This window comes from Halanaerobium saccharolyticum (assembly GCF_003259895.1).
GTDB classification, from domain to species: domain Bacteria; phylum Bacillota; class Halanaerobiia; order Halanaerobiales; family Halanaerobiaceae; genus Halanaerobium; species Halanaerobium saccharolyticum_A.
In genome coordinates, this window is the sequence record NZ_QLME01000002.1 from 63,877 (window position 1) to 89,285 (window position 25,409).

A 25,409-nucleotide genomic window follows, 5' to 3' on the forward strand; every position below is an offset into this window, starting at 1 on the left:
TAGAAATTTAAGATTATGTTTATAAACAAAAATTATTTTAAATAAACAATTTAAATATTAAGGAGAGATTATTAATGAATAACAAACAACAGGAATTAGTTAATGAGGCAAGAGAACGGGCTGAAGGCTATTTTCGTAGAGGAGAATTCTATTGTTCTGAAGCGGTTTTGACAGCAATTAATGAATTATTAGGTGAAGAGGTGGATCCAGAAATTGTTAAATTAGCTTCTGGTTTCCCAATTGGAATTGGTAAATCAAAATGTTTATGTGGGGCAGTCAGTGGTGGAGTTATGGCTCTTGGTTTAAAATATGGTAGAACTGAGCCAGGAGCAGAAATGCCAGAAAAGTGTTTTCCTGCAAATGCAGCTTTACATGATTACATAAAAGAAACTTATGGTTCAACTTGCTGTCGAGTCCTGACTAAAGATTTTGATGATTTTGGCAGCCCAGAAAGAGCAGCTCACTGTATTCAAATTTCCGGTGAAGTTGCAGCCTGGGTAATGCAGAGATTTATTGAAGATGGAATAGTTGAATAATTTTAAAACAAATAGAATTTTAGAAGGAGAATCTTATTATGCAGAGTTTAATTAAAAAAACTCCTATTCCGATTGCCGGCCTGATGCTTGGACTGGCGGGATTAGGTAATTTAGTAGCAGATTATAATATCTATTACCGGTATCTGGCGGGAATTTTATCAGTTTTAACTGCATTATTTTTAATTGGACGTTTCTTAATAGCCAGGGATAGTCTTGGACCTGATTTAAGAAATCCAGTTATAGCAAGTGTTACTCCTACTTTTTTCATGGCTTTAATGATTCTTGCTACTTATTTATTAAGTATAACTCCAAATTTGGCTTCTTCTATCTGGTATTCCGCTATTATCCTACATACAGTTTGGGTTATCTGGTTTACAATTCGTTTTATCTTTAATTTTAAAATTCAACAGGTGTTTGCCAGTTATTTTATTGTTTATGTAGGATTAGTGGTTGCCAGTGTAACTGCACCTGCTTTCAATAATTTGAAATTGGGTCAGGGGATTTTTTATTTTGGTTTTGCTGCTTATCTGGTACTTTTACCAGTAGTTATTTATCGTGTTTTCTGGGTTAAAGGAATAAAAGATCCTGCTCTGCCAACCATTGCTATTTTTACAGCTCCAGCTGGACTCTGTCTGGCAGGTTATCTGAGCTCATTTCCTGAAAAAAATATTCTTATGCCTGGTTTACTTACTATCTTGACCTTAATTATGTTAATCGGGGTAACAATTTATTTGCCGAAAATGCTTAAAGTTGGGTTTTACCCTAGTTTTTCAGCTTTTACTTTTCCCTATGTTATAAGTGCAATCGGTCTAAAAATGGCCGTGAAATTTTGGGGCACTAATCCAGCATTGAACTGGCTTAAATATCCAGCAAGATTAACTGAACTGCTGGCAATTGTTATAGTTTTATTTGTTTTTATTAAATACAGCAGCTTTTTTTATCAAAACTATAAGAATGGGAATATGACTGTTGAAGTAGAACAAAAAAGCTGTTAGTAATAAAAAAATAATTTTACTGAGAAAAATAATTTTTGCAGAGTATAGAAAAAAGTTTTCGATTCTTTAAATGAAAAACTAAAAGGGTATGTTTCAATTGCTAGTATAACATAAAATGACTTAGAAGGGGTTTGACTTAATGGTAAATAATATAGATTATTCAGAGCTTACAGCACGAGTAAATTCTGTTTTAGAAGTTAAACGAAAAATAGTTGGAGTGAAATTTATTTATAACGAAAATGAATTTGATAAAGCTGCTGCTACTCATTCTAAGAAAAAAATGTCCTACTGCCGAATGGTAAAAGAAGCATCAAATGGAAAGGATATTAAGTCTAATTTTGATAATTTTGGTTGTTTTGCAGGAGCTAGAGCTTTAGGAATAGTAGATATAGATGAGGGATATAAATCAGGAGCATATTATGATGGTTGTGGTTTGTATCAGGATTTAGCTACTGCTAAAGAAGCTACAGATAAAATAACAATCTGTAATCATAGTGTTTATGGTGTTCAAGTTAAACCTTTAGAAGCATTTAGTTTAAAACCCGAGATTGTAATAATTATTACTAATCCATTTAATGCAATGAGATTAGTTCAAGGTTATACTTACAATTGTGGCCCCTATTCAGCTTTTAAAATGATGGGTAATCAGGCAATTTGTTCTGAATGTACTGCTTATCCTTACGAAACTGATAACATTAGTTTTTCACTTCTTTGTGCAGGAGCCAGAAAAAGTGGTTTTGATCAGAATGAAGTAGGAATTGGTATTACTTTAAATATATTTAGACAGATGGTAGCAGGTCTCTGTTCAACAGTTACTCCGGTGGAGAATAATCAGAACAAGAAACTGATTGAAAAGAAACTAAAAACTAATAAGATTACTGATGTGGGTGTAACTTATAATAATAATTATGGTGATAAATTACGCAGATATGATTTAGATTTATTTTTGAAATGATTAAGTCATATTTAACTAGCTCGTTTATTTTTTTAGATTTTAGACTGTTAAGCTCAGAATATTGCTTTTAAAGGTAAAAAAATTGGAGGGAATAATTATGCAGAGTATAGAAAAAATATTCAACGATCTAGATGGAGAGTTAAAAGGACACGGTCCAGTTGCAATGAAAAATCTGGTAGAAAAAGAAGGTAAAAATGTTGTAGGTACCTATTGTGTTTTTACTCCATATGAGGTGATAAGTGCTGCTGATGCAGTGCCGGTAACTCTTTGTAGCACCAGCAATGACACTATTGATGAGGCAGAAAAAGATTTACCCAGAAATTTATGTCCTCTGATCAAATCAAGCTATGGTTTTGCAATTACTGATAAATGTCCCTATTTTCATTTTGCAGATATTATTGTTGGTGAAACAACTTGTGATGGCAAGAAAAAAATGTATGAATACTTAGACGAAGTTACTCCTGTTCATGTTATGCAGCTGCCTCAATCATCTCATCGAGAAGCTGATTTTGATTTTTGGAAAAATGAAGTAGTATTATTAAAGGAAAGATTAGAAGAAAAATTTGGGACAGAAATTACTGAAGAGCGTTTAGAAAAAGAAATAAAAATCAAAAATGAGGAAAGAAATACCTTAAAAGAATTTTATGAACTGGCAAAATTGAATCCTGCTCCGATTTATGGAACTGAAATTTTTAAAGTTTTAAATAGATCTAACTATACCTTTGATAAAGAAATTGCAAATAAGAGGACAAAAGCAATTACTGAAAAAGTTTTAGCTAAGTATAATCAGGGAGAAAAAAGAATCAGCGAAAATGCACCGAGAATTTTAGTTACTGGCTGCCCAATGGGTGCTGCTACACTAAAAGTTATTGAAGCAATTGAAAATAATGGCGGTTCAGTAGTTTGTTTGGAAAACTGTACTGGCTTAAAACCTAATGAAGAGAATGTAGATCAGGACAAAAATCCAATCGATGCAATTGCAGAAAAATATTTAAATACTCCTTGTTCCTGTATGAGTCCTAATGATAACCGGGTGGAGCTAATAAAAAGATTGGTAGAAGAGTACCAGGTTGATGGAGTTGTAGACATGATTTTGCAGGCCTGCCATACTTATAATGTTGAGACAAAAAGAATTAAAGACGAGCTGAAAGAATGTAATACTCCTTATATCAATATTGAAACTGATTATTCGGAATCAGATAAGGGTCAATTGGGAACTCGCTTAACTGCCTTTTTAGAAATGCTGTAAAGGAGCTACAAAATGTATTATATTGGTATTGATATTGGTTCAGTTGGCTGTAAGGGAGTTCTTTTTAAAGATCAGATTGTAGATAAAAAACTATTACCTACAGGCTGGAATCCTCAAAGAAGCGGAGAGCAGACGCTTAATTACTTATTAGAAGCTAATGATTTGAAAGCTAAAGACATAGAAGGAGTTGTAGCTACTGGCTATGGACGAGTTTCCCAGCAATTTGCTGATAAAACTGTGACAGAAATAACTTGCCACGGTAAAGGCGGATATTATCTAAACAATAATATTAGAACTATTATTGATATAGGTGGTCAGGATAGCAAAGTAATATCTTTAAATGATTATGGTGATGTCATTGATTTTGTGATGAATGATAAATGTGCTGCCGGGACAGGTAAATTTTTAGAGATGACAATTAATTCTCTGGAAGAACAAATTGATAATCTAGACAATATAATAAAAAATGAGAAAAAAGCTAAGATTAGCAGTATGTGTGCTGTTTTTGCAGAATCAGAAATAATTTCTCTCTTAGCTGCTGGTGTCAGCAAAAGTGAAATAGCTGGGGGGATTATTGATTCGATTATAAATAGAATCAATATTTTGTTGAGTAAAATCACTTTCCAAGAGGATGTTCTTTTTACAGGGGGGCTGGCTCAAAGTGAAGTTATCAGAAGTGAACTTAGTAAAAAGCTGCAGACAGAAGTCTTTAGTTACTCAGATTCTCAGTTTGCTGGTGCTATTGGGGCAGCTTTAATCTCAAAAGATATTGACTAAGTAAGATAAGTAAGATGATGCAAAACTCAAGATATTAACTTTTTTAGTTATAATTATTTGTAGTTTTAAGAGATTAAATTTATGATAAAGGAGCAAAAATTTTGAAAGAGTATAACATAATATTTACTTTTTATTCAACTCATCTGGCTTTAGAATTTGAACGTGAGTTAAAAAATAGTGAAATAAATGTAAAAATCATTCCAGTTCCCAGGCAGATTAGTTCTTCCTGCGGTTTATCTGGAAGAATTAATGCTCAAGATTTAGAAAAAGTTAAGGAAATTTGTAATGATAGTGAAATAGAATATGAAGATATATACCAAATCAAGGGAGAAAACTTCAAAAAAATTTTTGAATAAATAATCTAAATGGGAGATGTTTTGAATGAAAAAAACAATACTTGTTTTCTGTTTTATATTACTAACTTTATGTTTAGTATCAGGAAATATTTTAGCAGAATATCAAACTAGTGAAATAGTTGAATCTGAAGATATGATATTGATTGATTCTAGATCTTCATATTCCTATAATGGTTGGGCAATTGATGGAAAAGTAGGAGGACATATTCCCGGAGCTGTCTTGTTTTCTACAAAGTGGCTGGAAAACTTAGAAACTAATCAGGCAATTAAGAATGAACTTAATAGGTTTAACATAGTTAAAAATAAAGAACTGTATGTTTACGGAGATAATTCAGATACATTAGTGGATAAATTAAACGAGTTGGGTTATAAATCTTCTCAAATCGAAGTTGACTTGAAAGAATATGATAACTTAGCTCAAATGGAAAATTTTGAAATGCTTGTTCCACCAGTCTGGCTAAATGAAAAAATTAAAGCCGACCAGGTTTTTGTCTTAGAAGCTTCCTGGGGAGATCAATCTGAATATCTGAAAGGACATATACCAGGTAGTGTCCATATCAATACTGATGCCATCGAAGAAGGGCCTATCTGGAATAGAAAAAGTGATGAAGAAATTATTAAATCACTCGGCCAACATGGAATAAATAAAGAGCAGACAGTTGTTGTTTATAGTGTGGCAGATACTACACCTGCAGCTCGACTCGCTTCAATATTAAAATATGCTGGTGTTAACGATGTTAGAATTTTAGATGGAAATCTTAAGGCCTGGAATGCCGCTGGTTATGAACTGGAAACAGAAAAAGTTGAAGTTGAGCCAGTAGATTTTGGGGCTAAAAAAGTAGAAAATCCAGAATATATTATTGATTTAAAAGAAGCAAAAAAAGCTTATGATAACCCAAATTCAGATTTTATAGATGTTAGAAGTCCAGAAGAATTCAGGGGTGAAACTACAGGTTATGATTATATTCCCAAAGCCGGTAGAATTAAAGGTGCCATTTATGGCTATGGTGGTAAAAATGCCTATGATATGAGTGATTATCGTAATCCTGATAATACAATGATTAGTTATACTTTTATGGAGTCCAGATGGCTGGAACAGAGTGTAGAAGCAGAAAATCAAAATAATTTTTATTGTGGAACTGGTTGGAGAGCTTCAGAAGTTTGGTTTTATGCTCTAGCTTTAGGTTGGGATAATGTTTCAGTATATGATGGCGGCTGGTTTGAATGGAGCGAAAATAAGCAGCCAGTTGTTAAAGAGTAATCAAAATGAAAATAACTTTTAAAAGTATACTATTATTAACATCATATATCTGCTTAGCAGCTAGCTTAATTTTAACTAAGCTGGCTGCTAATTATCAAGGAATAAACCGGAGTTTAGTAACCAGAAGTTATTATGTGAACAAGGTACTTTTTAGTAATTTTAATTTGAAGGTATTTCAAAATTTATTGATTTTATTTTTTATATTTTTTGTTTATAAATTATTTCAAACTAAAAAATTATTTACTTATATCATCTTGATTGTCTGGAATATTGTACTTTTATATATTTTATTTAGATATCATGAACTTACTATTTTAGGTTTACCTTATCTTACAATTACAATATTTTTAGTTTTTTCGCTCCACTTTATTTATGCTTTCAGCAGGTTTAAAGACTAAAGGTGGTTAGATAAAACTGGAATTAAATATTATTATTGATAAAATTAATAGTGTGGATGTATAATCTAAGAATAGAGGGATATTAATGATAAACAAATTAAAGTCAATAATTTTTGGCCCGGATTATAGTGAGATGCAGAAAGATTTTGCAGACAATACAATTAATCTCAGCAATATTAAAGAAAAAGCCGAGAACTATTATCGAAATGGTGATTTTTACTGCTCGGAATCGATAATCAAGACTTTTATTGAAGAATTTGCTCTAGATCTTCCTGATGATGTAATAGCAATGGCTTCTGCTTTTCCTGTTGGCATGGGTAATTCTGGCTGCAGCTGTGGAGCAGTCATTGGTGCCCAGATGATGCTAGGATACTTTTTTGGCAGAAGGCAGGCGGGAAGTAAAAAAGTAAATAAGACAATGGAACTTTCAGCTGAATTACATGATTATTTTAGGGATGAACATGGTTCTCTCTGCTGTAGAGTTCTAACTAAAGATTACAAACTTGGTTCTAAAGATCATATTAAACAATGTGTAGATTTTACTGGTGAGATGGCTTATGTTGCTGCTAAAAAAATATGTGAAGAATTAGACTTAGAATATAGAGAATAATAAAGAGTATGATTTATTTAAAAAATTGGAGGTAATGATAATGAAAGAAATTGACGCTAAAGGTTTAGCATGTCCTAAACCAGTTGTACTTGCCAAAAAAGCTATAACTTCTAATCAAGAAGTATTAGTAATTGTTGATAATCAGACTGCTGCTTCGAATTTAACTAAATTAGGCAATAAAATGGAAGCTGAAGTTTCAGTTGTAGAAGAATCGGAAACTGAATTTAGAGTCATGTTTAAAAAATCAAAAAGTAGTAACAGCGAAAACGATGAATCAAAATCAGAAAGTAAAGGAGCTAAAATTTATTTAATTCCAGCAGATACTATGGGAGATGGAGAACGAGAATTGGGTCAAATCTTAATTAAAGGCTTTATTTCTACTATTAAAGAGTTAGATCCTCTGCCTAAAAAAATTATTTTTTTAAATTCTGGAGTTAAATTAGCTGTCAAAAAAGATGTTACTTCTTATTTAAAAGAGCTTGAGGATAAAGGGGTTGAAATACTTCTCTGTGGAACCTGTGTTGACTATTATGGACTACAGGAAGAAGTAGAAGTAGGAGAAATAAGTAATATGTTTGAGATTGCTGATAGTTTGAACAGAGAAGAAGCTGTTGTAATTTAATCTAGAAAGAGAGAGTTAAACTTTTCTAAGATAAAGTAAAAGAAGCTGGTGCTTATAAAAATAGAGACAATTATCAGGAATTTGTCAGCGAAAGTGGACAGTGGACAGAGAGATCAGATACTTTACGACTTAATGCATGATCCTTAGACTTCAGGAGGACTTTTAATTTCAGTGGCAGAAGCAGATACAGCTGACTTATTAATTGACCTTTATGCAGCAGGACTTGATGTGGCAGTAATTGCAAAAGCTCATCAAGGTGAAAAAGGAATTAAGATAAACTGGAATTGAATTATTAATTATTTACCCTCTTAGGTTAGAAGGATCAATTCTAATTTAAGAGGATTTATTTTTATAATAGGAGTAATTAAATGTTTAGTACTTAATAAGAAAAGTCCATTTATTAAATATTAATACAGAAAATTATAAAAAAAGTAGTAAAAAAAATCACAATCATGATTGACATATAATCATGATTGTGGTATTATAATATTGCGAAAATGATGAAAATAAAAATATCAAGGAGGTGTTACTCATGTTAGAAGGTAAAAAGATTGCTATTTTAGGCGATCGTGATGGTATCCCTGGACCAGCTATTGAAGAATGTATTGAAACAACTGGTGCAGATGAAGTTGTATTTACTACAACTGAGTGCTTTGTCTGAACAAGCGCAGGAGCTATGGACCTGGAAAATCAGCAGAGAATAAAAGATCTTGCTGATAAACACGGTGCGGAGAACCTTGTTGTTATCTTAGGTGGTGCAGAAGCAGAAGCTTCTGGATTAGCCTGTGAAACTGTAACAAATGGTGATCCAACCTTTGCAGGACCATTAGCAGGAGTTCCGTTGGGACTCGCGTGTTATCATGTCGTGGAACCAGAAATCAAATCTGAAATTGATGATCAGGTTTATGATGATCAAATCAGTATGATGGAAATGGTATTAGATGTAGATGCTATTGTAGAAGAGGTAAAAACCTATCGCGAGAAGTATTCAGAATATAAGTAAAAGCATATTCTGAGTAAGATTGTGAATTAATTACTAAGAAAGGGGTGGACCGCGGTGAAACTTGAACTCGGAAATTTTTATGTAAAAGATATTGAGTTCGGTGCCAAAACTGCTTTTAATGATGGAATACTGACTATCAATAAAGAAGAAGCATTAGAAGTGGTTTTTAAAGATAATCATATTACTGAGGCAGACTTGAGAATAGTTAAGCCTGGAGATATGGTTCGTCTGGTACCAGTTAAAGAAGCAATTGAACCCCGCTTCCGCGTAGGGGGAGGACCTGTTTTTCCTGGTGTAACTGGAAAACTCATGCAGGCTGGTGAAGGTGAAACTCGCTGCTTAAAAGATATGAGTGTTTTAGTTGTAGGTAAACACTGGGGTGGTTTCCAGGACGGACTTATTGACATGGGAGGAGAAGGTGCAAAATATACACATTTTTCCTCTTTAAAAAATGTTGTTTTAGTTGCTGATACTGATGAAGAATTTGAGCAGCGAGAACAGCAGAAAAAAAATCATGCCTTGAGATGGGCCGGAATGAGACTTGCAGAATATTTAGGTGAGGCAGTTAAAGATTTAGAGCCAGAAGATAAAGATACATATGAGCTGGAACCTTTAACCAAAAGATCTAAAGAGTTAGACGAACTTCCTAGCGTTGCAATTGTAATGCAGCCACAATCTCAGATGGAAGAAAAAGGTTATAATGACCTAAACTATGGTTGGGATACAAATAGAATGCTTCCAACTTTTATGCATCCTAATGAGATTCTGGATGGAGCAATGATTTCCGGCAGCTTTATGCCCTGTTCTTCAAAATGGGCGACTTATGATTTTCAGAATTTCCCATTGATTAGAAGACTTTATCAAGAACACGGTAAGACAATTAATTTTGTTGGTGTGATTATGTCAAACTTAAATGTTGCGCTTGAGCAGAAAGAGCGTTCAGCACAGTTTGTGGCTCAAATGGCTAAATCTCTTGGAGTTGATGCAGCAATAGTAACAGAAGAAGGATACGGAAATCCAGATGCTGATTACATTGGCTGTCTGGTTGCTTTAGAGGATGCCGGTGTTAAAACAGTTGGTGTCAGCAATGAAGCAACAGGAAGAGATGGTGGCTCACAGCCATTAGTAACTTTAGATCCAAAAGCAGATGCACTTGTTTCTACAGGTAATGTATCTGAACTAATTGAATTACCTCCTATGGATGAGGTAATTGGTGAATTAGAAGCACTTGCCAGAGATGGACTTTCTGGAGGCTGGGAAGATGACGAAGTCCTCGGTTCTTCAGTTAAAGAAGACGGTTCAATTATTATGGAAAATAATGCAATGTTCTGTGGAGATCGAATTGCTGGTTGGTCTCCAAAAACAATGAAAGAATTTTAAACCGGGGAGGTGGAATAAATGAAAAAAGCAGTTGTATATTTAAACCAATTTTTTGGTCAGATAGGTGGAGAAGATGTTGCAGATCATGCTCCTGAAATAAGAGAAGAAAAGGTTGGAGCAGCAATGCTTTATAATCAGTTACTTGATGCAGAAGTTACTCATACTGTGATTTGTGGAGATAATTTTATGGGTAGTAGGACTGAGGAAGCTGTAGAAACTATTCTTGATTTCTTAAAAGATGTAGATTTTGATATCTTCTTTGCTGGACCCGCTTTTCAGGCTGGACGTTATGGTATGGCCTGTGGTGAAATTGGTAAAGCAGTAAAAGAAGAGTTTGATGTACCTGTAATTTCATCGATGAATATTGAGAACCCCGGTGTTGAAGTCTTTAAGAAGGATATTTATATCTTCCCGGGTGGACACAGTGCTGCAAAAATGAGAGATGATGTTAAAAAAATAACTGATTTTGGTAATAAGATTCTGAATGGAGAAAAATTATTACCTGCAGAAAAAGAAGGTTATTATAAACGTGGTATTAGACATCAATATTTCTTAGAAGATGAGACTCCAGCATATGAGAGAGCAATTGATATGCTGTTGAAAAAGATTAATGGTGAAGAATTTGAAAGTGAACTACCCATACCTGAATTAGATCTGGTAGAAATTGCTCCAGCAATTGAGGATTTAAGTAAAACAACTATTGCTTTAGTGACTTCAGGTGGTATTGTACCTGTTGATAATCCAGATAAAATACAGTCGGCTTCTGCTACAAGATGGGGTAAATATGATATAAGTGCTATGGATAAACTAGACAACAGAGAAGATTTAGCTTTTAAAACTATTCATGCTGGTTATGACCCTGCTGCAGCTGATGCTGATCCTAACGTTGTAGTTCCCGTTGATGCAATGCGCAAATATGAAAAAGAAGGTAGAATTGGTAAATTACATGACTATTTCTATTCAACAGTAGGAACTGGTACTACTCAGAAAGAGGCTGCCAGAATGGGTAAGGAAATAGCCCAAGAATTACAAGATGCCAATGTTCAAGCAGTTATTTTAACATCCACTTGAGGTACCTGTACACGTTGCGGTGCAACAATGGTGAAAGAAATTGAAAAAGCTGGTTTTACAGTTGTTCAAATGGCAAACTTGATTCCTGTAGCAAAAACTGTTGGTGCTAATAGAATGGTTCCAACTATTTCTATCCCTTATCCATTAGGTGATCCTTCTACAAGTAAAGAAGAACAGTGGGAGTTAAGATATCACAGAGTGGGAGTAGCTTTAGACGCTCTAACAACTGAGATTGAAGAGCAAAAAGTCTTTGATGTAGAAATCTAAATATTAAACCTCTACCCCTCCTTTATAGGTGGGGTAGGGGTCTTTAACTGAGATTTAAGTGAAAAATATAACACATTCTATAAGGGGTGAAGTAGATGGAAGAACGTAAAGACGCACATGGTAATATAATTAAAGAAAGAGGCAAAGAAGTGTTTGTGATTTCTCTGGTGGTGGTTTTTGCAATTGTTCTCTGGGGAATAGCAATGCCAGCAAGTTTCAGTGGAGTTGCTAATAATTTGTTCAATTATTTGACAAATAATTTCGCCTGGTTTTATTTAATTACGATGACCTTATTTGTAATTTTCTGTGTCTGGGTGGCCCTGAGTCGTTATGGAAAAATAAAGCTCGGTAAGCCTGATGAAGATCCAGAATTTAGCACTATTTCCTGGTTTGCAATGTTGTTTAGTGCAGGTATGGGAGTAGGACTTGTATTCTGGGGAGTTGCAGAACCATTAAATCACTTTGTTAATCCTTTAGCTATTGAGGGAGGAACTGCGGCTGCTGCAGATTTTGCTTTAAAAACTTCATTTTTACACTGGGGACTTCATCCCTGGTCTGCTTATGGAGTTTTAGCACTGGCTTTAGCCTATATGCAGTTTAGACATGATAAACCTGCACAAATAAGCAGTGTGTTTATTCCACTAATCGGAGAAGCTAAGGCCAGAGGGACAATTGGAAAAACTATTGATATTTTAGCGATTTTTGCAACTGTAGCAGGTGTTGCAACTTCGCTGGGACTGGCGACACTACAGGTAACTAGTGGTCTTAATTTCTTATTTGGAGTTCCAGAAACTGATTTAATACGTTTATTAGTTATTGGAATTATTACGATATTATTTATGATTTCTGCAATAACCGGTGTTGATAAAGGGATTAAATATTTATCTAACGCCAATATTTCACTTGCAGGAGTTATCATGCTGCTCTGTTTAGTTATCGGTCCCACTGTTTTAATCATTAATAATTTCACTAATGCCTTTGGAATGTATTTTTCAAATATAGTTCGAGATAGCTTTAAAATTGGTAAAGATAGCTGGTATGGAGCCTGGACCATATTTTACTGGGCCTGGTGGATAGCCTGGGCACCTTTTGTTGCCACTTTCATTGCCAGAATTTCTAGAGGTAGAACAATTAGAGAATTTATTGGTGGTGTATTATTTGCTCCAACACTTGCTTCTTTTGTCTGGTTTTCCATTTTGGGTACTATGGGGATTGAAACCGGAATGGGAGTTGCTGAAGAGGCTATTGCTGTAACAGAGACTGCATTTTTTGAAGTGATGCAGTATTATCCTGGTGGTGGTTTGATTTCCATTATCGCAGTAGTGCTGTTAATAACTTTCTTTATTACTTCAGCAGATTCAGCTACCTTTGTCCTGGGTATGTTATCTGATAAGGGTAATCAAAATCCCTCAGCAAAATTAAAGATAACCTGGGGAGTAATTCAGTCAGGCCTTGCTATTGCACTGATGTTATCCGGAGGTTTAGGTATGCTGCAGACCGGATCAATCGTAGCTGCTTTTCCCTTTGCCTTCATTATGCTTTTTGCCATGCTAGCCATGATGAAAGCCTTAAAAGCTGATGCAGCAGTAGAGGGTATTGTTGATATTGATAAAGTAGCAAATGTTTCAGTAGATCATATGGATAAAGAAGAATTAGCGGCAGTCGAAGATGCTTAGAGTAAAATTATTAATAGATTGGAAATAAAAAATCCCGGCTTATTAGCCGGGTTTATTTCCAATCATTTTTGATGACAGCAGATGGCATTTTCTAAAATTGTTCGTATTTGGCTGCTGATAATTTCTAGGGCCTGATCACTTGTGTATTCAATTCTCTCATTCACCATTAAGGTTAACATACCGTGGTAAATATAGGTAATCATGTTATCCATCTGACGAGCTTTTTTTTCCTGAAGAAAATCATTTTCGATTAATGGTTTAGAAGCGATAGCAGCACGGTGAGAGAGATCAGGATCTAAAAGCATTGGCAGTAGATCAGTAGGTGGAGTGCCTAATTTTTCAGGAAAGAGATCAAAGTATTTTTTCATTAAAATTTCTGGATGATCTCCAATATTATCTGAAAAAATAGCATAATAAATTTTTGGGTTTTCGAATGAATATTTACAGAAGCACTCCCACATTTTTATGAATTTCTCTATTTCATCTTCAGCATCTGCTATGTATTCCGGCATTGCCTGGCTGTATTCACCCAGAAAATCAAGTGAGGCAAAAAATATCAGCTGGTTGCAGTTATCAAAATAATTGTAGATTGTAGCACTATTATAACCGGCTTTTTTAGCAACTCCACGGATTGTTACTTTCTCAATGCCCTTTTCTTCAATCAACTTGCGAGTTGCTTCAATAAAAATTTTAAGGGTTCGCTTTTTCTTAATGTCTTTATTATCAAAGTCAATCATGTTTATTACACATCCTTTAAAAATTTTAAAAGCTAAATATTCTTTATTTATTAAGGATACAACAGCTTTTAAAAAAATGCAAGAAGGCAGTACCATATATTTTTCAACAAATATATTTCTAAATATAAAGTTATAAACTTAAATCTTTTTAAAAAGTCAAGTTATTTTAGGAGGAAAAATATGAGCGCAAATTATGATTTAATTGTTCTGGGTGGAGGACCTGCTGGTATGGCTTCTGCCATCTATAGTTCAAGGTCAAGACTTAATACTTTAGTTTTGGAAACAAAAAGAAAAACTGGTGGCCAGCCTGGTACCTATCACGACATGGAAAATTACCCAGGTGTACCTGAGACTACAGCTTCTGAGCTAATGGAAAATTTCCGTACACATGCAGAAAAGTTTGGTACGGAATTTGAAAGAGGAGAAGTTAAGTCGCTTGAGGTTAATGGTTTTGAGAAAGTTATTACCACTAAAAAGGGTGAAGAGTATAGGGCTAAAAGTGTTGTTATTGCAACAGGGGCTGAGCCTAGAAAATTAGGAATTAAAGGTGAAGAAGAATTTAAAGGTAAGGGTGTTTCTTACTGTGCAACCTGTGATGCAGATCTATTTACAGATTTAGATATTGTTGTAGTTGGTAATGGAAACTCTGCTGTTGAAGAATCAATTTATTTGAGCAAATTTGTCAATAAAATTACAATGATAGTAATCCATGATGAAGGTGTAATGGATGCTGAAAAGATTCTTCAGGAAAAAGCAATGGAAAATGATAAAATTGAATTTGTCTGGAATTCAGTTTTAGAAGAAATCAAAGGTGAAGGCCTAGTTGAAAAAGCTGTAGTTAAAAACATCAAAAATGGTGAAAAAACCGAACTTGATTGTAATGGTGTTTTCTTCTTTGTCGGCAGGGTACCCAGTACTGACTTCCTGGAAGGAGTTGTTGATTTAACAGAGCATGGTTATGTTAAAACAACAAAGCAGATGGAAACAAATCAACCTGGAGTTTATGCAGTTGGAGATGTAAGAGATAAGGTTGTGCGTCAGGTAATAACAGCTGCTGGTGATGGAGCAACTGCTGCGGTATTGGCCCAGGGCTATATTGAAGAAGAAGAGTACTGGCATAATCATGTTGTTAATTCTGATAAGCCGGCTCTGGTAGCTTTCTGGAGTGTTACTGATCAGGAGAGCATGGATCTAATCAGTCAGCTCGAAGGTATGGAGCTTGAAGATAAAGGTTATAAATTCATCAAGATTGATACCTATAAAAATAGACTTATTTCTGACAGATATGATGTAGAAGAAATCCCAACTCTACTCAAGATTGAGTCCGGTGAGGTAGCTTCTAAGCTTGTTAAACCAGAAAAAGAAAAGATTAAAGAATTAATTTAAAAAATTTAAGGAGGAATAAAAATGATTGAACTTAACAAAGATAATTTTGAGGAAGAAGTACTTAACAGCAAAGGTAAGGTTGTAGTTGATTTCTGGAGTGAAAGTTGTGATGTCTGCATGGAAATTATGCCTGATGTCAAAGAATTAGCTGAAGAATTTGCAGATGACTTTAAATTTGCAAAGTTAGACATTAAAGGAAACAGAAGACTTGCTATTGGTCAGCAGGTTTTAGGTCTGCCTTCAATTGTTTTCTATGAAGACGGAGAAAAGGTAGAGCATTTAAGCGGTGAAGATCTGGAAGTAGAAGATATTAGAAAAGAATTAGAAGCAAGAGCATAGTTGAATAGTTAAGCTGATAATAATTTCTCTGCCCAATTTAATTTGGGTGGAGAAATTATTCAAAAAATTTGGAGGTGAGCTTATTGGATTTTCCAGTAATTAAAGCTTCAGGATATATTCTGGTACATACTCCCAATATATTAAAAGAGGGTGGTTCTACTCAAACGACAACCAGAGCCAAGAATCCTGATGATGAATATTTAAAAAAATTAGATGATTATTTAAGATCTTTTGAAGAAGTTGTTTCGTATGCTCCCAATCAGGCATATATAGGAAATATTTTACCTGATGAATTAAAAAATATCGAACAACCCTGGTATGAAGAGCAAAACTTTGTTGAGGGTAATAGATATGGTGACTTTGGAGAAATAATGCCGGAAGATGAGTTTTATGTTCTGCTCAAACATGTTGATGTTTTTGATTTAGTAAAGCTGAGCAGTGATTTTATTTCAGAAATCGAGCCAAAAGTTGCAGAACATTCAATTTTAAAAGAGATGGAGATTGAACTTGGAGAAGGTGAAGAAAAATCTGAACTTGAAGCTCTACTAGATAAACATGCTGAACCACTTTACTTGGGCGAAACATTAATAGGTTGTGTAAAGAAAGCTCATGAGAGTGATGTGAATCTTAATGCACATACTATTTTGGAAAACCTGGTTGCTAAAGCTTCGGCTGTATTGTCTCTCAAAAATATGGCTTTTAAAAATGATCTTGATTTAGCAGATATTGATTATGTTTTAGAGTGTTCCGAAGAGGCCTGTGGTGATATTAATCAGCGTGGTGGAGGCAACTTTGCCAAAGCTATCGCAGAAATGGCTGGTTGTGTTAATGCAAATGGTTCAGATGTTAGAAGTTTCTGTGCAGCTCCAGCTCATGCGGTTGTTAATGCTGCTGCTTTAGTTAAAGCAGGTATCTATGATAATGTTGTAGTTGTTGCCGGTGGATCTGTGGCAAAACTCGGGATGAATGGTAAAGATCATATCAAAAAAGAAATGCCTGTTTTAGAGGACACACTGGGTGGATTTGCAGTTTTAATCTCAAAAAATGATGGAGCCAGTCCAGTTATTAGAACTGATATTATTGGCCGTCATAAGGTAGGAACAGGGTCTTCTCCTCAGGCTGTAATCAGCTCTCTGGTAACTGATCCTCTAGATGAAAATGATTTAGGGATTAAAGATATTGATAAGTATTCTGTTGAAATGCAGAACCCCGAAGTTACAAAACCTGCTGGTGCAGGCGATGTACCAGAATCAAACTATAAAATGATTGCTGCTTTAGGAGTTAAGCGGGGAGATTTAGAAAGAAAAGAACTTATGAACTTTGTTAAAGAACATGGAATGCCTGGATTTGCACCAACTCAGGGTCATATTCCTTCTGGAGTGCCCTTTATTGGTCCGGCGGCAAAGATGATGAGAGATGGTCAGATTGAAAAGGCAATGATTATTGGTAAGGGAAGTCTTTTCCTGGGCAGAATGACTAACCTTTTTGACGGAGTTTCTTTTGTAATTGAAAAGAACTCTGGAGTTAAAAAACAGGAAAGCAGTGTAAGTGATACAGAAATCAAAAATATGATCGCCGGTGCTATGCGCCAGATGGCAGATAATCTTCTCGGCGAAACCGAGTGAGGTGGATAAAATGACAGATAGTGTAAAAGAAAGAGTTGCTGGAGTGTTTAATGAAGTTGCAGCGGCAATTGAATCCGGCCAGTTTGGTGATAAAAAGAAAATTGGCTTAACTTTACTGGATAGTGAACACGGAATAGATGAGTTAAAAAAGGCTGCAGAGATTGCACGTAACAAATATAATGATTTAGAAGTAGAATTAATCGGCTGTGAAGATGATAAATGTGACTGCCTGGCAGATGCACATTCAATTATGGATCAGAAACTTGAAAAGAATGAAATTGATGCAGCTGTGACTCTTCATTATAATTTTCCTTTAGGTGTTTCTACAGTTGGTAGAGTAGTTACTCCTGGTAGAGGAAAAGAAATGCTGATTGCTACAACAACAGGTACAACTGATACAGATCGAGTTCCCTCAATGCTAAAAAATACTATCTATGGAATTGCGGCTGCTAAATCTTTAGGGATTGAAAAGCCGACTGTAGGTATTTTAAATGTTGAAGGTGCAAGGCTGGTCGAGAAAAATCTGCAGAAGTTAAAGAAAAGTGGTTATGATTTTGATTTTGCGACCTCTGTAAGAGCTGATGGTGGTTCTGTAATGAGAGGTAATGATCTTCTATTAGGAACTCCAGATGTGATGGTTACAGATACTCTGACCGGTAATATGTTGATGAAAGTATTTTCTGCCTTTAATACAGGTGGCCAGTATGAAGCTGTTGGTTATGGTTATGGTCCTGGAGTTGGAGAGGGTTATGACAAGTTGATTGGAATAATTTCCCGTGCTTCTGGAGCACCTGTAATTGCCAATGCTATTAAATTTATGGCAGAGGTCAGTAAAGGTGATTTATTAGAAATAACTAAGGCTGAAGTGAAAGCTGCCAATAGTGCTGGTTTAAAAGATATAATTACTGAACTTAAAAGCAGCAGCTCGGCTGTACAGGCAGAAAAAGTAGAAGCACCTGCTAAAAAGGTTACTGGAGAGGAAATAGCGGGTATTGATATTTTAGAAATTGATGCAGCTAAAGAATCCCTCTGGAAAAAAGATATTTATGCTGAAACGGGAATGGGCTGCACTGGTCCGGTGATCTTAATTGCAGAAGAAGACGAAGAAGCAGCAAGAAAAGAATTGAAAGAAGCAGGTTTTATTGAATAACTGATTACTCAAATTTAATTTTAGTAATTTGTTAATATGTATTTTTTAAGTATAAAGTTATAAGAAAAGAGCCTGTTTCAAATTAAAACTTGAAATGGGCTCTTTAAATCAAATCTTTACCAGCTTTATTTAATTATCTGGAGTTTTTAAAAATTGCAGTATATAAAAGTATACTAACTGGAGAGCATAATAATGAAATTACTTAATAATTTATCTTTTAAAGTTAAGTTTATTATAATACCAATTGTTTTAATTTTAATTGGAGTCAGTGGAATTGGGTTTCTGGCAACAAGTCTTTTACAAGAAAACTTATTTGAAGAACAGTATAATAACAGTCTAAACCTGGCTGAACAAGTAGAAATGCAGGTTGCTGATAACAGTAATTCACTTAAGACAATTGATAGAATGCTGGAAGAGAAAATAGAAGCTGCAGCAAATGTGGTAACTTTAAATAGAGATAATCTCAGTAATGAGCAGCTAAGAGAAATCATGGAACAGACAATGGTCCAGGAGATTTCCTGGTATAATTCAGAAGGTGAAATCATTTATTCAACTGTAGATGATTATGTGGGCTGGACTGCAGAAATTGATCATCCTGTTAATGATTTTATGATTTCCGATAAAAAAATTCTAATGGAAGATATTCGTAAAGACACTGAATCTGATAATTATAATAAATATGGTTATTTAAGAAATGACGATGGTACTTTTCTCCAGGTAGGAATAACAGCTAATAACGTAAGGGAATTAACTGATAGTTTTAGCTATCAGACTTTAGTGGAAAAGCTAGAAAAAAATGACCAGATAGTTTATGCTGCTTTTATTAATAATGATCTGGTAAACGAAGCAGACAGTAGACAAGAAAAAGTTGGAGTTCTTAGAGATTCAGGGCTAATTAAAGCGGCTGTAAAAACAGGACAAAATCATTTTGAAGAAAGAAGTTATAATTACAATAATCAACAGATCAAAATAAATGAGGTATTTGTACCTGTTGAAATCGGAGGAGAACAGATTGGAGTTTTAAATCTGGCCTTTTCGATGGAAGAAATTTATTCAACAGTAGATCAAGCAAGAAATGATATAATATATATTTCTGCAATTCTCTTTATTTTAATTAGTCTAATTCTATTTTTAAGTTCAAATAATGTTATAAAAGCTTTAGACAGGATAGTTGAACAAAGTGGTGAGATTTCTAAGGGCAACTTAAGTCAAAAAATACCGGAAGCTCTTTTAAAAAGAAAAGATGAACTTGGAAAACTTACAAAAAGTTTTTCCGTTATGCAGAGCCATTTAAAAGAAATTATAGGCAGTGCAGCAGATATATCAGGTGAATTATCAGCTGCCAGTGAAGAACTATCAGCTTCAAGTCAAGAAGTTTCGGCTTCAGCAGATGAAGTAAGTAGGTCAATTCATAATGTTGCATCTGGTGCAGAAAAACAGACTGCTGTAATTCAGGATAGTAAAGATAATATCAATAATCTTGGCCAGAGAATTAATAAAGTGAATCAAATTTCTGGTCAAATGCAGAATAATGCTTTTGAGGTAGCAAATAATATTAAAGTAGGTCGGACGAAGCTTAATCAAACAGTAAATGATATTGAAAGTGTAAAAGATAATTCTGATCAGGCTGCAGCTAAAATAAACAAATTGGGAGAGCTTTCTGGGGAAATTGAAGAAATAATTAACCTGATTAATGATATTGCTTCTCAGACAAATCTCTTAGCTTTAAATGCTGCAATTGAAGCAGCAAGAGCTGGAGAAGCCGGAAGAGGATTTAGTGTAGTAGCAGATGAAATCAGAAATTTAGCTGAAGAATCGGAAAATGCTACTGAAAATATCTCAGTTTTAATTAAAGATATTCAATTTGCTGTTAAAGATGCTAATAACAAAATGAATAATACTGAAAAAGTGGTAGAGCATAGTATTGATTCTATTCAGGATACAGGAGATTCTTTTAATAAAATTGATAAGGCAGTAGAGAGTTTAAATTCTTTAATTGAAAAAGTAGATCATAATCTTGAAGAAATTAAAGTAGAAAGTCAGGAAGTAAATGATTATATGGAGGATATTTCTCGAGTGAGTAATGAAACTGCAGCAAATTCAGAAGAGGTTTCAGCCAGCAGTGAGGAACAAAGTAGAGTAACTGAGGAAATTGTAAAATCAGCAGAAAACCTGACAATTATGGCCCAAAATTTATCAGCTATTGTAGAACAATTTAAACTATAGTATACAAAAAGAAATCTTGTAAATTAAATAACAAAATGATACAATTATATTAATCATAATAAACAGGGGAGTGTTTATGTTCAAGGTGAACATCCTGGACTTCAAATCCAGTGGCAGGCAGGTAGACCTGTCTGTGGTGGGTTCGATTCCCATACATTCCCGCCATATAAATATTACTAACTTTTAGGCATCTATTTAGATTATATAATCTTTGTAGGTGCATTTTTTTTTAGAAAAATAAAAGCCATTAATTTAGGGAGGTAATTATGGGTAAAGAAGAGCTTTTAAAGTTAATACCTGCTGTAAATGACATATTATCCGAAAATAAATCAGAAAAAATTAAAAATGATTATTCCAGGGCAGATTTATTAGAAGGGATAAGATATGTAACTGATAATTTAAGAACTAAGATTTTAGCAGATGATTTTTCAGAGACTAATTTTGATCAAGAATCATTAAAAGCAGAAAAAATTTTAGATTCAGTAAAAATTTACTTAAAAAATATTTATCGACCAGAAATGTCTCCTGCCATAAATGCCACAGGTGTTGTTATACATACCAATCTTGGCCGTTCTCTGCTTGCAGATAGTGCTGCAGAAGCTGTTAATAATGTGGCTCTTCACTATTCAACTTTAGAAATTAATAGAGATACTGGAGAAAGAGGAGATCGCTATTCTTCAGTCCAGGATATTATTAAGAAATTAACAGGAGCTGAGGCTTCTCTGGTAGTTAATAATAATGCAGCAGCGGTAACTCTGGTATTAGCTGCTATAGCAGAAGATAAAGAAGTAGTAATTTCTCGAGGGGAACTTGTAGAAATAGGTGGCTCTTTTAGAGTTCCAGAAGTTATGGAGCAGAGTGGAGCTAGATTAGTCGAAGTTGGTTCAACTAATAAAGTTTACTTAAAAGACTATTTGAATGCAGTTACAGAAGAAACTGGTGCCTTTTTAAAAGTTCATACCAGCAATTATAGAATACAGGGTTTTACAGCTACTGTGGAGGCAGAAGATCTGGTTAATGACGCACACCAGAGAGACATTCCGGTGATAGAAGATTTGGGCAGTGGTATTATTTTTGATTTGCAGTCTTATGGATTGCCATATGAACCTACAGTTAAAGAAAGTATAGATGCAGGTATCGATCTGGTAACATTCAGTGGAGATAAACTACTTGGTGGTCCTCAGGCCGGGATAATTGTTGGTAAAAAGAAATATATTAAAAAACTGGAACATCACCCTTTGTTGAGGGCTTTGAGAGTTGATAAATTTACACTGGCAGCTCTGGAGGCTACACTCAAATTATATCGTAATTTTGATGATGCTGTAGATAAAATTCCAACTCTAAAAATGCTTACAGAATCAGCTGAAAAAGTTATGCAGCGGGCTGAAAAATTATTCAGTTATTTAGATGAATATGATAATTTTACTTTAAAAATTGAAAAAGATACAGCTCGAATTGGTGGAGGCAGTTATCCTTTGACAGAAATAAAAACATATGTTCTGACAATTGATTCTGAGCTAATTTCTTCAGAAGAGTTAGCTTATAAATTGCGTCAGGCTGAGATGCCTATCTTCAGCAGAATTAAAAACCAGAAATTAATAATTGATCTGAAGACAGTACAACCAGCTGAAATTAAATTACTGGCTGCAGAGATTAATCAGGTTCTGAGGGAGGAAGTCTGATGAATGATAAAAATATTATTATTGGTACAGCCGGCCATATTGATCACGGAAAAACTACTTTGATCAAGGCTCTTACCGGTGCCGATACAGATAGATTACAGCAGGAAAAAGAACGCGGAATCTCGATCGAGCTTGGATTTACCTCATTTGAACTTTCAAATCAGCATCAGGTAGGGATTATTGATGTACCCGGACACGAAAAATTTATAAAAAACATGCTGGCCGGAGCCGCTGGAGTTGATCTTGCTATTCTAGTAGTTGCTGCAGATGAAGGGATGATGCCCCAGTCAAAAGAACATCTGGCAATTCTTGATCTGCTTGGGGTTAAACACGGAGTTGTTGCTTTATCTAAAAGTGACAAAGTAGAGGAAGAATGGCAGGAGCTGGTGATAGAAGATACCCGGGAAAAACTGAAAGGTTCTTTTTTAGAAAATGCAGAGATTATTCCTATTTCTGCTGTAGAAAAAGAGGGGATAGATTCTTTAAAATTAGAACTAAATAAAATTATTGAAAAAATTAGTACTAAAAAAAATGAAAATAATACGTATTTCCCAATTGATAGAGTCTTTACGCTTAAAGGGTTTGGAACAATAGTAACTGGAACTCTTTTTAGAGGAGTTATTGAGGTAGAAGATGAGCTTGAACTTTACTCTCAGTCAAAAAAAATTAGAGTTAGGAGTCTGCAGGTTCACAATGATCAGGTTCAAAAAGTATATCCCGGTCAGAGAGTAGGGATTAATATTTCAGGTATTGATAAAGATGAGCTGCAGCGGGGAGATGTGCTGGCAAAAATCAATTCACTTTTTAAGACAAAATATTTTGAGGCAAAAATGAAAATGCTGAAAGACTTAAATTTTGTCCTTAAAAATGGCGATCAGATAAGATTTCATATTGGAGCCAAAGAAATCATTGGTAGAGTCTATATTTATGATAAGAAAGAACTTTTTCCTGGAGAAGAAGCTTATGTTCAGTTTACTCTGGAAGGAGAGATTGCAGCCTATTTGGGAGAAAAATTTGTAATCAGAAGACATTCACCAATGGATTTAATTGGTGGTGGTCAGATAATAATTGTTGATCCACCGCCGCGAAAAAGAAATGAACAACAGATAACTAAAATACTTCAAAAAATCGAAGCAGGAGACTGGGAAGAAAAAATAGAAATCTTTATTAACTCTAAAAAGTATGAATCAGCCTCTCTGGAGTATTTATTAAAAAAATCATCACTTAAAGAAACTGAGCTTAAAAATATTCTTAAGCAATTAAAAACTGCCGGAAGAATAATCTGTCTAAAAGAAGCTAAAAACAGTTTATGGATTCATATTGATAAATTTGCAGAAGTTGAAGAGCAGATACTTGATTTTGTTACTTCCTATCATCAAGATAATCACCTGGAGCCTGGAATCAGTAAAGAAGAGCTGAGGTCAAAAATTAAATTTAATTTTGATAATCAGGAGTTTAATCAAATCATTAAGATTTTAGTTTCGAAAAATATAATTAAAGAAAAAGAAAATACTGTCGCGCTTTTTGATTTTGAGATTAATTTTACTGAAGCAGAAAAAGAACTAAAAAATAAAATTGTTGAGGAGTTCAAAAACAATTTATATTCTCCGCCAGGTCAAGAAGACCTTAAGGAGGAACTGAATATTGATCAGCAAAAAGAAGAAAAATTTAATTCAATTATTAATTATTTGATTTTTAATGAGCATCTAATCAGATTAAATAATCAGATCTTAATTCACAGTCAGGCTATAGATAGGTCGAGAAAACTATTGCAGGATTATCTAAAAGAAAATTCAGAAATAGAACTGGGTGAATTTAGAGATTTAATTGAGAGCAGCAGAAAATATGCTTTAGCACTGCTGGAGAAATTTGAGAATGATAGATTAATTAAAAAGAATGGAGATAAAAGAGTTCTTTTCTAATTAAGCTTTCCAAAAACAAAGTCGGGTGATAGCATGGAAACAACCAAAAATGAAAATGGAGATCCAAAGCTTAGAGTCTGGACCAGACAGCATAAAAATGTTCTTAAAATACTTAAAGAAAAAGGTCTTTATAGAGTAAAAGAGAGATATATAAGGAAAAAGCTTGATGATTGTGCTGATATTTATCTTGATGTTTATAAATGGCTGCGAAATCAGGCAGCTAAAAGGATGGAAATCAGAGAAGAATTAAGATATCCTATCTGGCTCAGCACAGAAGAAGAGCTTAAACTTCCAGCAGCGGAAGGAATGGTCTTTTTTGAGCTAGAAATTCCCAGAAATAAAATTATGGTTTTTGATATACTGAAGTGGGATTATATAGTTAATTATCTTTACCTTCCCAAAAATAAAGAAGATAGAAAAAGGTTTAAAGAAAAACTTAAAAAGTATAATATCAATGTTGAATCGGATATTTATCTGCAAAATTTTTACCCGAGGTTGAAACAGGAAATGACTTCAAGCTGGGAAAGACTTTTTGATTCAGATATCAAGCTTTCAGACAAAAAAGTTGCAATAAGCTGGGAACTTAATGAGGAATGGGTGGTTGATTATGAGTACAGAGATTGAAATCTGGACTCAGCAGAGCCAAAAGGTTAAAGAACTGTTACTTAAAAAGAAGAGACTGAAGGTAAAGAAAAGATATATTAAACAGAAGTATGGTTCGGAAGCTAAAATATTTTTAAAAGCATATAATTTTTTTGTTAAAGAAGCTGAAAAAATAGTTGAAAAACCTGAAGCTGCTGAATATCCATTCTGGGCTGCAGCTGATCCAGAGACTGCCTTGAGTGGTGGCGGTGGTTTTTTAATTAAATTAAAAGTTCCTGAAGATAAAATAATATTCTTTGATAAAAAGAAATGGAATCAGATTTTAAAGCTCAGCTATCTTGCTGATAATCAAAAAGATGCAAATAAACACCAGGAGATCTTAAAAAAACGGGGAATAGCTGATGATTCAGAGGTTATGCTTTCTCCTCATTATCCGGTTTTGAAAAATAAGATAAAACAGAGCTGGCAAAAACTTTTTGAAGCAGAGAATGACGAATTCAACTCTGAGATAAAAGGAGCAGCAGTCTGGGAGCTCCGTTATAGTTGGTTAGAAGAAATTATTGAAATGAAATAAAATGATAAC

At 34.3% G+C, this 25,409-nt stretch carries 23 protein-coding genes, 1 tRNA gene and 1 pseudogene; 24 read left to right on the forward strand and 1 reads right to left on the reverse strand.

Translation table 11 applies throughout. The annotated features are described in order from the left end of the window. The first annotated feature begins 74 nt into the window (after window positions 1-74). From C7958_RS01920 to C7958_RS01985, 14 genes and pseudogenes are all read left to right on the forward strand, one after another. A complete protein-coding gene (locus C7958_RS01920; protein ID WP_111570984.1) occupies window positions 75-536 on the forward strand; it encodes a C-GCAxxG-C-C family protein in 462 nt (153 codons plus the stop codon). Window positions 537-574: 38 nt separating this feature from the next. Further along, a complete protein-coding gene (locus C7958_RS01925; protein ID WP_111570985.1) occupies window positions 575-1,531 on the forward strand; it encodes a TDT family transporter in 957 nt (318 codons plus the stop codon). A gap of 139 nt (window positions 1,532-1,670) precedes the next feature. Beyond that, entirely contained in the window at window positions 1,671-2,486 is an 816-nt protein-coding gene (locus C7958_RS01930) for a DUF169 domain-containing protein (RefSeq protein ID WP_111570986.1), read from the forward strand. 97 nt (window positions 2,487-2,583) lie between these two features. Beyond that, window positions 2,584-3,735 (forward strand): double-cubane-cluster-containing anaerobic reductase, encoded by a 1,152-nt coding sequence (locus C7958_RS01935; RefSeq protein ID WP_111570987.1) that lies wholly within the window; start codon window positions 2,584-2,586, stop codon window positions 3,733-3,735. Window positions 3,736-3,747: 12 nt separating this feature from the next. Then, window positions 3,748-4,512: an acyl-CoA dehydratase activase gene (locus C7958_RS01940; RefSeq protein WP_111570988.1), complete on the forward strand. Its 765-nt coding sequence runs from the start codon at window positions 3,748-3,750 to the stop codon at window positions 4,510-4,512. A 101-nt stretch (window positions 4,513-4,613) separates the two neighbouring features. Next, entirely contained in the window at window positions 4,614-4,868 is a 255-nt protein-coding gene (locus C7958_RS01945) for a DUF3343 domain-containing protein (RefSeq protein ID WP_111570989.1), read from the forward strand. A 25-nt stretch (window positions 4,869-4,893) separates the two neighbouring features. Then, window positions 4,894-6,129: a sulfurtransferase gene (locus tag C7958_RS01950; RefSeq protein WP_111570990.1), complete on the forward strand. Its 1,236-nt coding sequence runs from the start codon at window positions 4,894-4,896 to the stop codon at window positions 6,127-6,129. A gap of 531 nt (window positions 6,130-6,660) precedes the next feature. Further along, window positions 6,661-7,137: a C-GCAxxG-C-C family (seleno)protein gene (locus C7958_RS01960; protein WP_166668443.1), complete on the forward strand. Its 477-nt coding sequence runs from the start codon at window positions 6,661-6,663 to the stop codon at window positions 7,135-7,137. 40 nt (window positions 7,138-7,177) lie between these two features. After that, window positions 7,178-7,759 (forward strand): sulfurtransferase-like selenium metabolism protein YedF, encoded by a 582-nt coding sequence (gene yedF, locus C7958_RS01965; RefSeq protein WP_111570993.1) that lies wholly within the window; start codon window positions 7,178-7,180, stop codon window positions 7,757-7,759. Between the two features lie 44 nt (window positions 7,760-7,803). Beyond that, window positions 7,804-8,047, forward strand: a pseudogene (locus C7958_RS16060) (selenide, water dikinase SelD); the annotation flags it as partial. Window positions 8,048-8,291: 244 nt separating this feature from the next. Continuing rightward, entirely contained in the window at window positions 8,292-8,762 is a 471-nt protein-coding gene (grdA, locus tag C7958_RS01970; RefSeq protein ID WP_111570994.1) for a glycine/sarcosine/betaine reductase complex selenoprotein A, read from the forward strand. Window positions 8,763-8,816: 54 nt separating this feature from the next. Further along, window positions 8,817-10,142, forward strand: coding sequence for a glycine/sarcosine/betaine reductase component B subunit (locus C7958_RS01975; protein WP_111570995.1), 1,326 nt, complete (start codon window positions 8,817-8,819; stop codon window positions 10,140-10,142). Between the two features lie 18 nt (window positions 10,143-10,160). Continuing rightward, the gene (grdH, locus tag C7958_RS01980) at window positions 10,161-11,480 is read left to right on the forward strand and encodes a betaine reductase selenoprotein B (RefSeq protein ID WP_111570996.1); all 1,320 of its coding nucleotides are present in this window, start codon (window positions 10,161-10,163) and stop codon (window positions 11,478-11,480) included. A gap of 95 nt (window positions 11,481-11,575) precedes the next feature. Beyond that, window positions 11,576-13,156 carry a BCCT family transporter gene (locus C7958_RS01985; protein WP_111570997.1) on the forward strand — a complete coding sequence of 527 codons (1,581 nt, stop codon included), beginning with the start codon at window positions 11,576-11,578 and terminating at the stop codon, window positions 13,154-13,156. A 62-nt stretch (window positions 13,157-13,218) separates the two neighbouring features. Here the strand turns inward: C7958_RS01985 and C7958_RS01990 are convergent, their stop codons facing one another. Beyond that, window positions 13,219-13,893, reverse strand: coding sequence for a TetR/AcrR family transcriptional regulator (locus C7958_RS01990; RefSeq protein WP_111570998.1), 675 nt, complete (start codon window positions 13,891-13,893; stop codon window positions 13,219-13,221). A gap of 180 nt (window positions 13,894-14,073) precedes the next feature. Between C7958_RS01990 and trxB the strand changes: the two genes are divergently transcribed. The 10 genes from trxB (at window position 14,074) to C7958_RS02040 (ending at window position 25,400) form a co-directional block, all read left to right on the forward strand. Next, window positions 14,074-15,279, forward strand: coding sequence for a thioredoxin-disulfide reductase (gene trxB, locus C7958_RS01995; protein WP_111570999.1), 1,206 nt, complete (start codon window positions 14,074-14,076; stop codon window positions 15,277-15,279). Between the two features lie 21 nt (window positions 15,280-15,300). Then, entirely contained in the window at window positions 15,301-15,618 is a 318-nt protein-coding gene (gene trxA / locus C7958_RS02000) for a thioredoxin TrxA (protein WP_111571000.1), read from the forward strand. A gap of 83 nt (window positions 15,619-15,701) precedes the next feature. Beyond that, a complete protein-coding gene (gene grdC, locus C7958_RS02005; RefSeq protein WP_111571001.1) occupies window positions 15,702-17,243 on the forward strand; it encodes a glycine/sarcosine/betaine reductase complex component C subunit beta in 1,542 nt (513 codons plus the stop codon). Between the two features lie 10 nt (window positions 17,244-17,253). Further along, complete coding sequence (grdD, locus tag C7958_RS02010; protein WP_111571002.1) at window positions 17,254-18,393, forward strand: glycine/sarcosine/betaine reductase complex component C subunit alpha; 1,140 nt, start codon at window positions 17,254-17,256, stop codon at window positions 18,391-18,393. A 192-nt stretch (window positions 18,394-18,585) separates the two neighbouring features. Beyond that, window positions 18,586-20,619 carry a methyl-accepting chemotaxis protein gene (locus C7958_RS02015; protein ID WP_111571003.1) on the forward strand — a complete coding sequence of 678 codons (2,034 nt, stop codon included), beginning with the start codon at window positions 18,586-18,588 and terminating at the stop codon, window positions 20,617-20,619. A gap of 66 nt (window positions 20,620-20,685) precedes the next feature. Beyond that, a tRNA-Sec gene (locus C7958_RS02020) sits at window positions 20,686-20,784 on the forward strand. A 101-nt stretch (window positions 20,785-20,885) separates the two neighbouring features. Beyond that, window positions 20,886-22,301, forward strand: a complete 1,416-nt coding sequence (selA, locus tag C7958_RS02025; protein WP_111571004.1) for an L-seryl-tRNA(Sec) selenium transferase — start codon at window positions 20,886-20,888, stop codon at window positions 22,299-22,301. After that, complete coding sequence (selB, locus tag C7958_RS02030; RefSeq protein WP_111571005.1) at window positions 22,301-24,223, forward strand: selenocysteine-specific translation elongation factor; 1,923 nt, start codon at window positions 22,301-22,303, stop codon at window positions 24,221-24,223. Before selA ends, selB begins: the two co-directional genes overlap by 1 nt. 33 nt (window positions 24,224-24,256) lie before the next feature. After that, complete coding sequence (locus C7958_RS02035) at window positions 24,257-24,847, forward strand: DUF3841 domain-containing protein (RefSeq protein WP_111571006.1); 591 nt, start codon at window positions 24,257-24,259, stop codon at window positions 24,845-24,847. Beyond that, a complete protein-coding gene (locus C7958_RS02040; protein ID WP_166668438.1) occupies window positions 24,831-25,400 on the forward strand; it encodes a DUF3841 domain-containing protein in 570 nt (189 codons plus the stop codon). The genes C7958_RS02035 and C7958_RS02040 overlap by 17 nt, the downstream gene beginning before the upstream one ends. The last annotated feature ends 9 nt before the right edge of the window (window positions 25,401-25,409 follow it).

What these genes read in the sequence shown, in the direction of transcription:
- C7958_RS01920 (WP_111570984.1), top strand. Translation starts at nt 75, where the DNA reads ATGAATAACAAACAACAGGAATTAGTTAATGAGGCAAGAGAACGGGCT.
- C7958_RS01925 (WP_111570985.1), top strand. Translation starts at nt 575, where the DNA reads ATGCAGAGTTTAATTAAAAAAACTCCTATTCCGATTGCCGGCCTGATG.
- C7958_RS01930 (WP_111570986.1), top strand. Translation starts at nt 1,671, where the DNA reads ATGGTAAATAATATAGATTATTCAGAGCTTACAGCACGAGTAAATTCT.
- C7958_RS01935 (WP_111570987.1), top strand. Translation starts at nt 2,584, where the DNA reads ATGCAGAGTATAGAAAAAATATTCAACGATCTAGATGGAGAGTTAAAA.
- C7958_RS01940 (WP_111570988.1), top strand. Translation starts at nt 3,748, where the DNA reads ATGTATTATATTGGTATTGATATTGGTTCAGTTGGCTGTAAGGGAGTT.
- C7958_RS01950 (WP_111570990.1), top strand. Translation starts at nt 4,894, where the DNA reads ATGAAAAAAACAATACTTGTTTTCTGTTTTATATTACTAACTTTATGT.
- C7958_RS01960 (WP_166668443.1), top strand. Translation starts at nt 6,661, where the DNA reads ATGCAGAAAGATTTTGCAGACAATACAATTAATCTCAGCAATATTAAA.
- yedF (WP_111570993.1), top strand. Translation starts at nt 7,178, where the DNA reads ATGAAAGAAATTGACGCTAAAGGTTTAGCATGTCCTAAACCAGTTGTA.
- C7958_RS01985 (WP_111570997.1), top strand. Translation starts at nt 11,576, where the DNA reads ATGGAAGAACGTAAAGACGCACATGGTAATATAATTAAAGAAAGAGGC.
- C7958_RS01990 (WP_111570998.1), bottom strand. Translation starts at nt 13,893, where the DNA reads ATGATTGACTTTGATAATAAAGACATTAAGAAAAAGCGAACCCTTAAA.
- trxB (WP_111570999.1), top strand. Translation starts at nt 14,074, where the DNA reads ATGAGCGCAAATTATGATTTAATTGTTCTGGGTGGAGGACCTGCTGGT.
- trxA (WP_111571000.1), top strand. Translation starts at nt 15,301, where the DNA reads ATGATTGAACTTAACAAAGATAATTTTGAGGAAGAAGTACTTAACAGC.
- grdD (WP_111571002.1), top strand. Translation starts at nt 17,254, where the DNA reads ATGACAGATAGTGTAAAAGAAAGAGTTGCTGGAGTGTTTAATGAAGTT.
- C7958_RS02015 (WP_111571003.1), top strand. Translation starts at nt 18,586, where the DNA reads ATGAAATTACTTAATAATTTATCTTTTAAAGTTAAGTTTATTATAATA.
- selA (WP_111571004.1), top strand. Translation starts at nt 20,886, where the DNA reads ATGGGTAAAGAAGAGCTTTTAAAGTTAATACCTGCTGTAAATGACATA.
- selB (WP_111571005.1), top strand. Translation starts at nt 22,301, where the DNA reads ATGAATGATAAAAATATTATTATTGGTACAGCCGGCCATATTGATCAC.
- C7958_RS02035 (WP_111571006.1), top strand. Translation starts at nt 24,257, where the DNA reads ATGGAAACAACCAAAAATGAAAATGGAGATCCAAAGCTTAGAGTCTGG.
- C7958_RS02040 (WP_166668438.1), top strand. Translation starts at nt 24,831, where the DNA reads ATGAGTACAGAGATTGAAATCTGGACTCAGCAGAGCCAAAAGGTTAAA.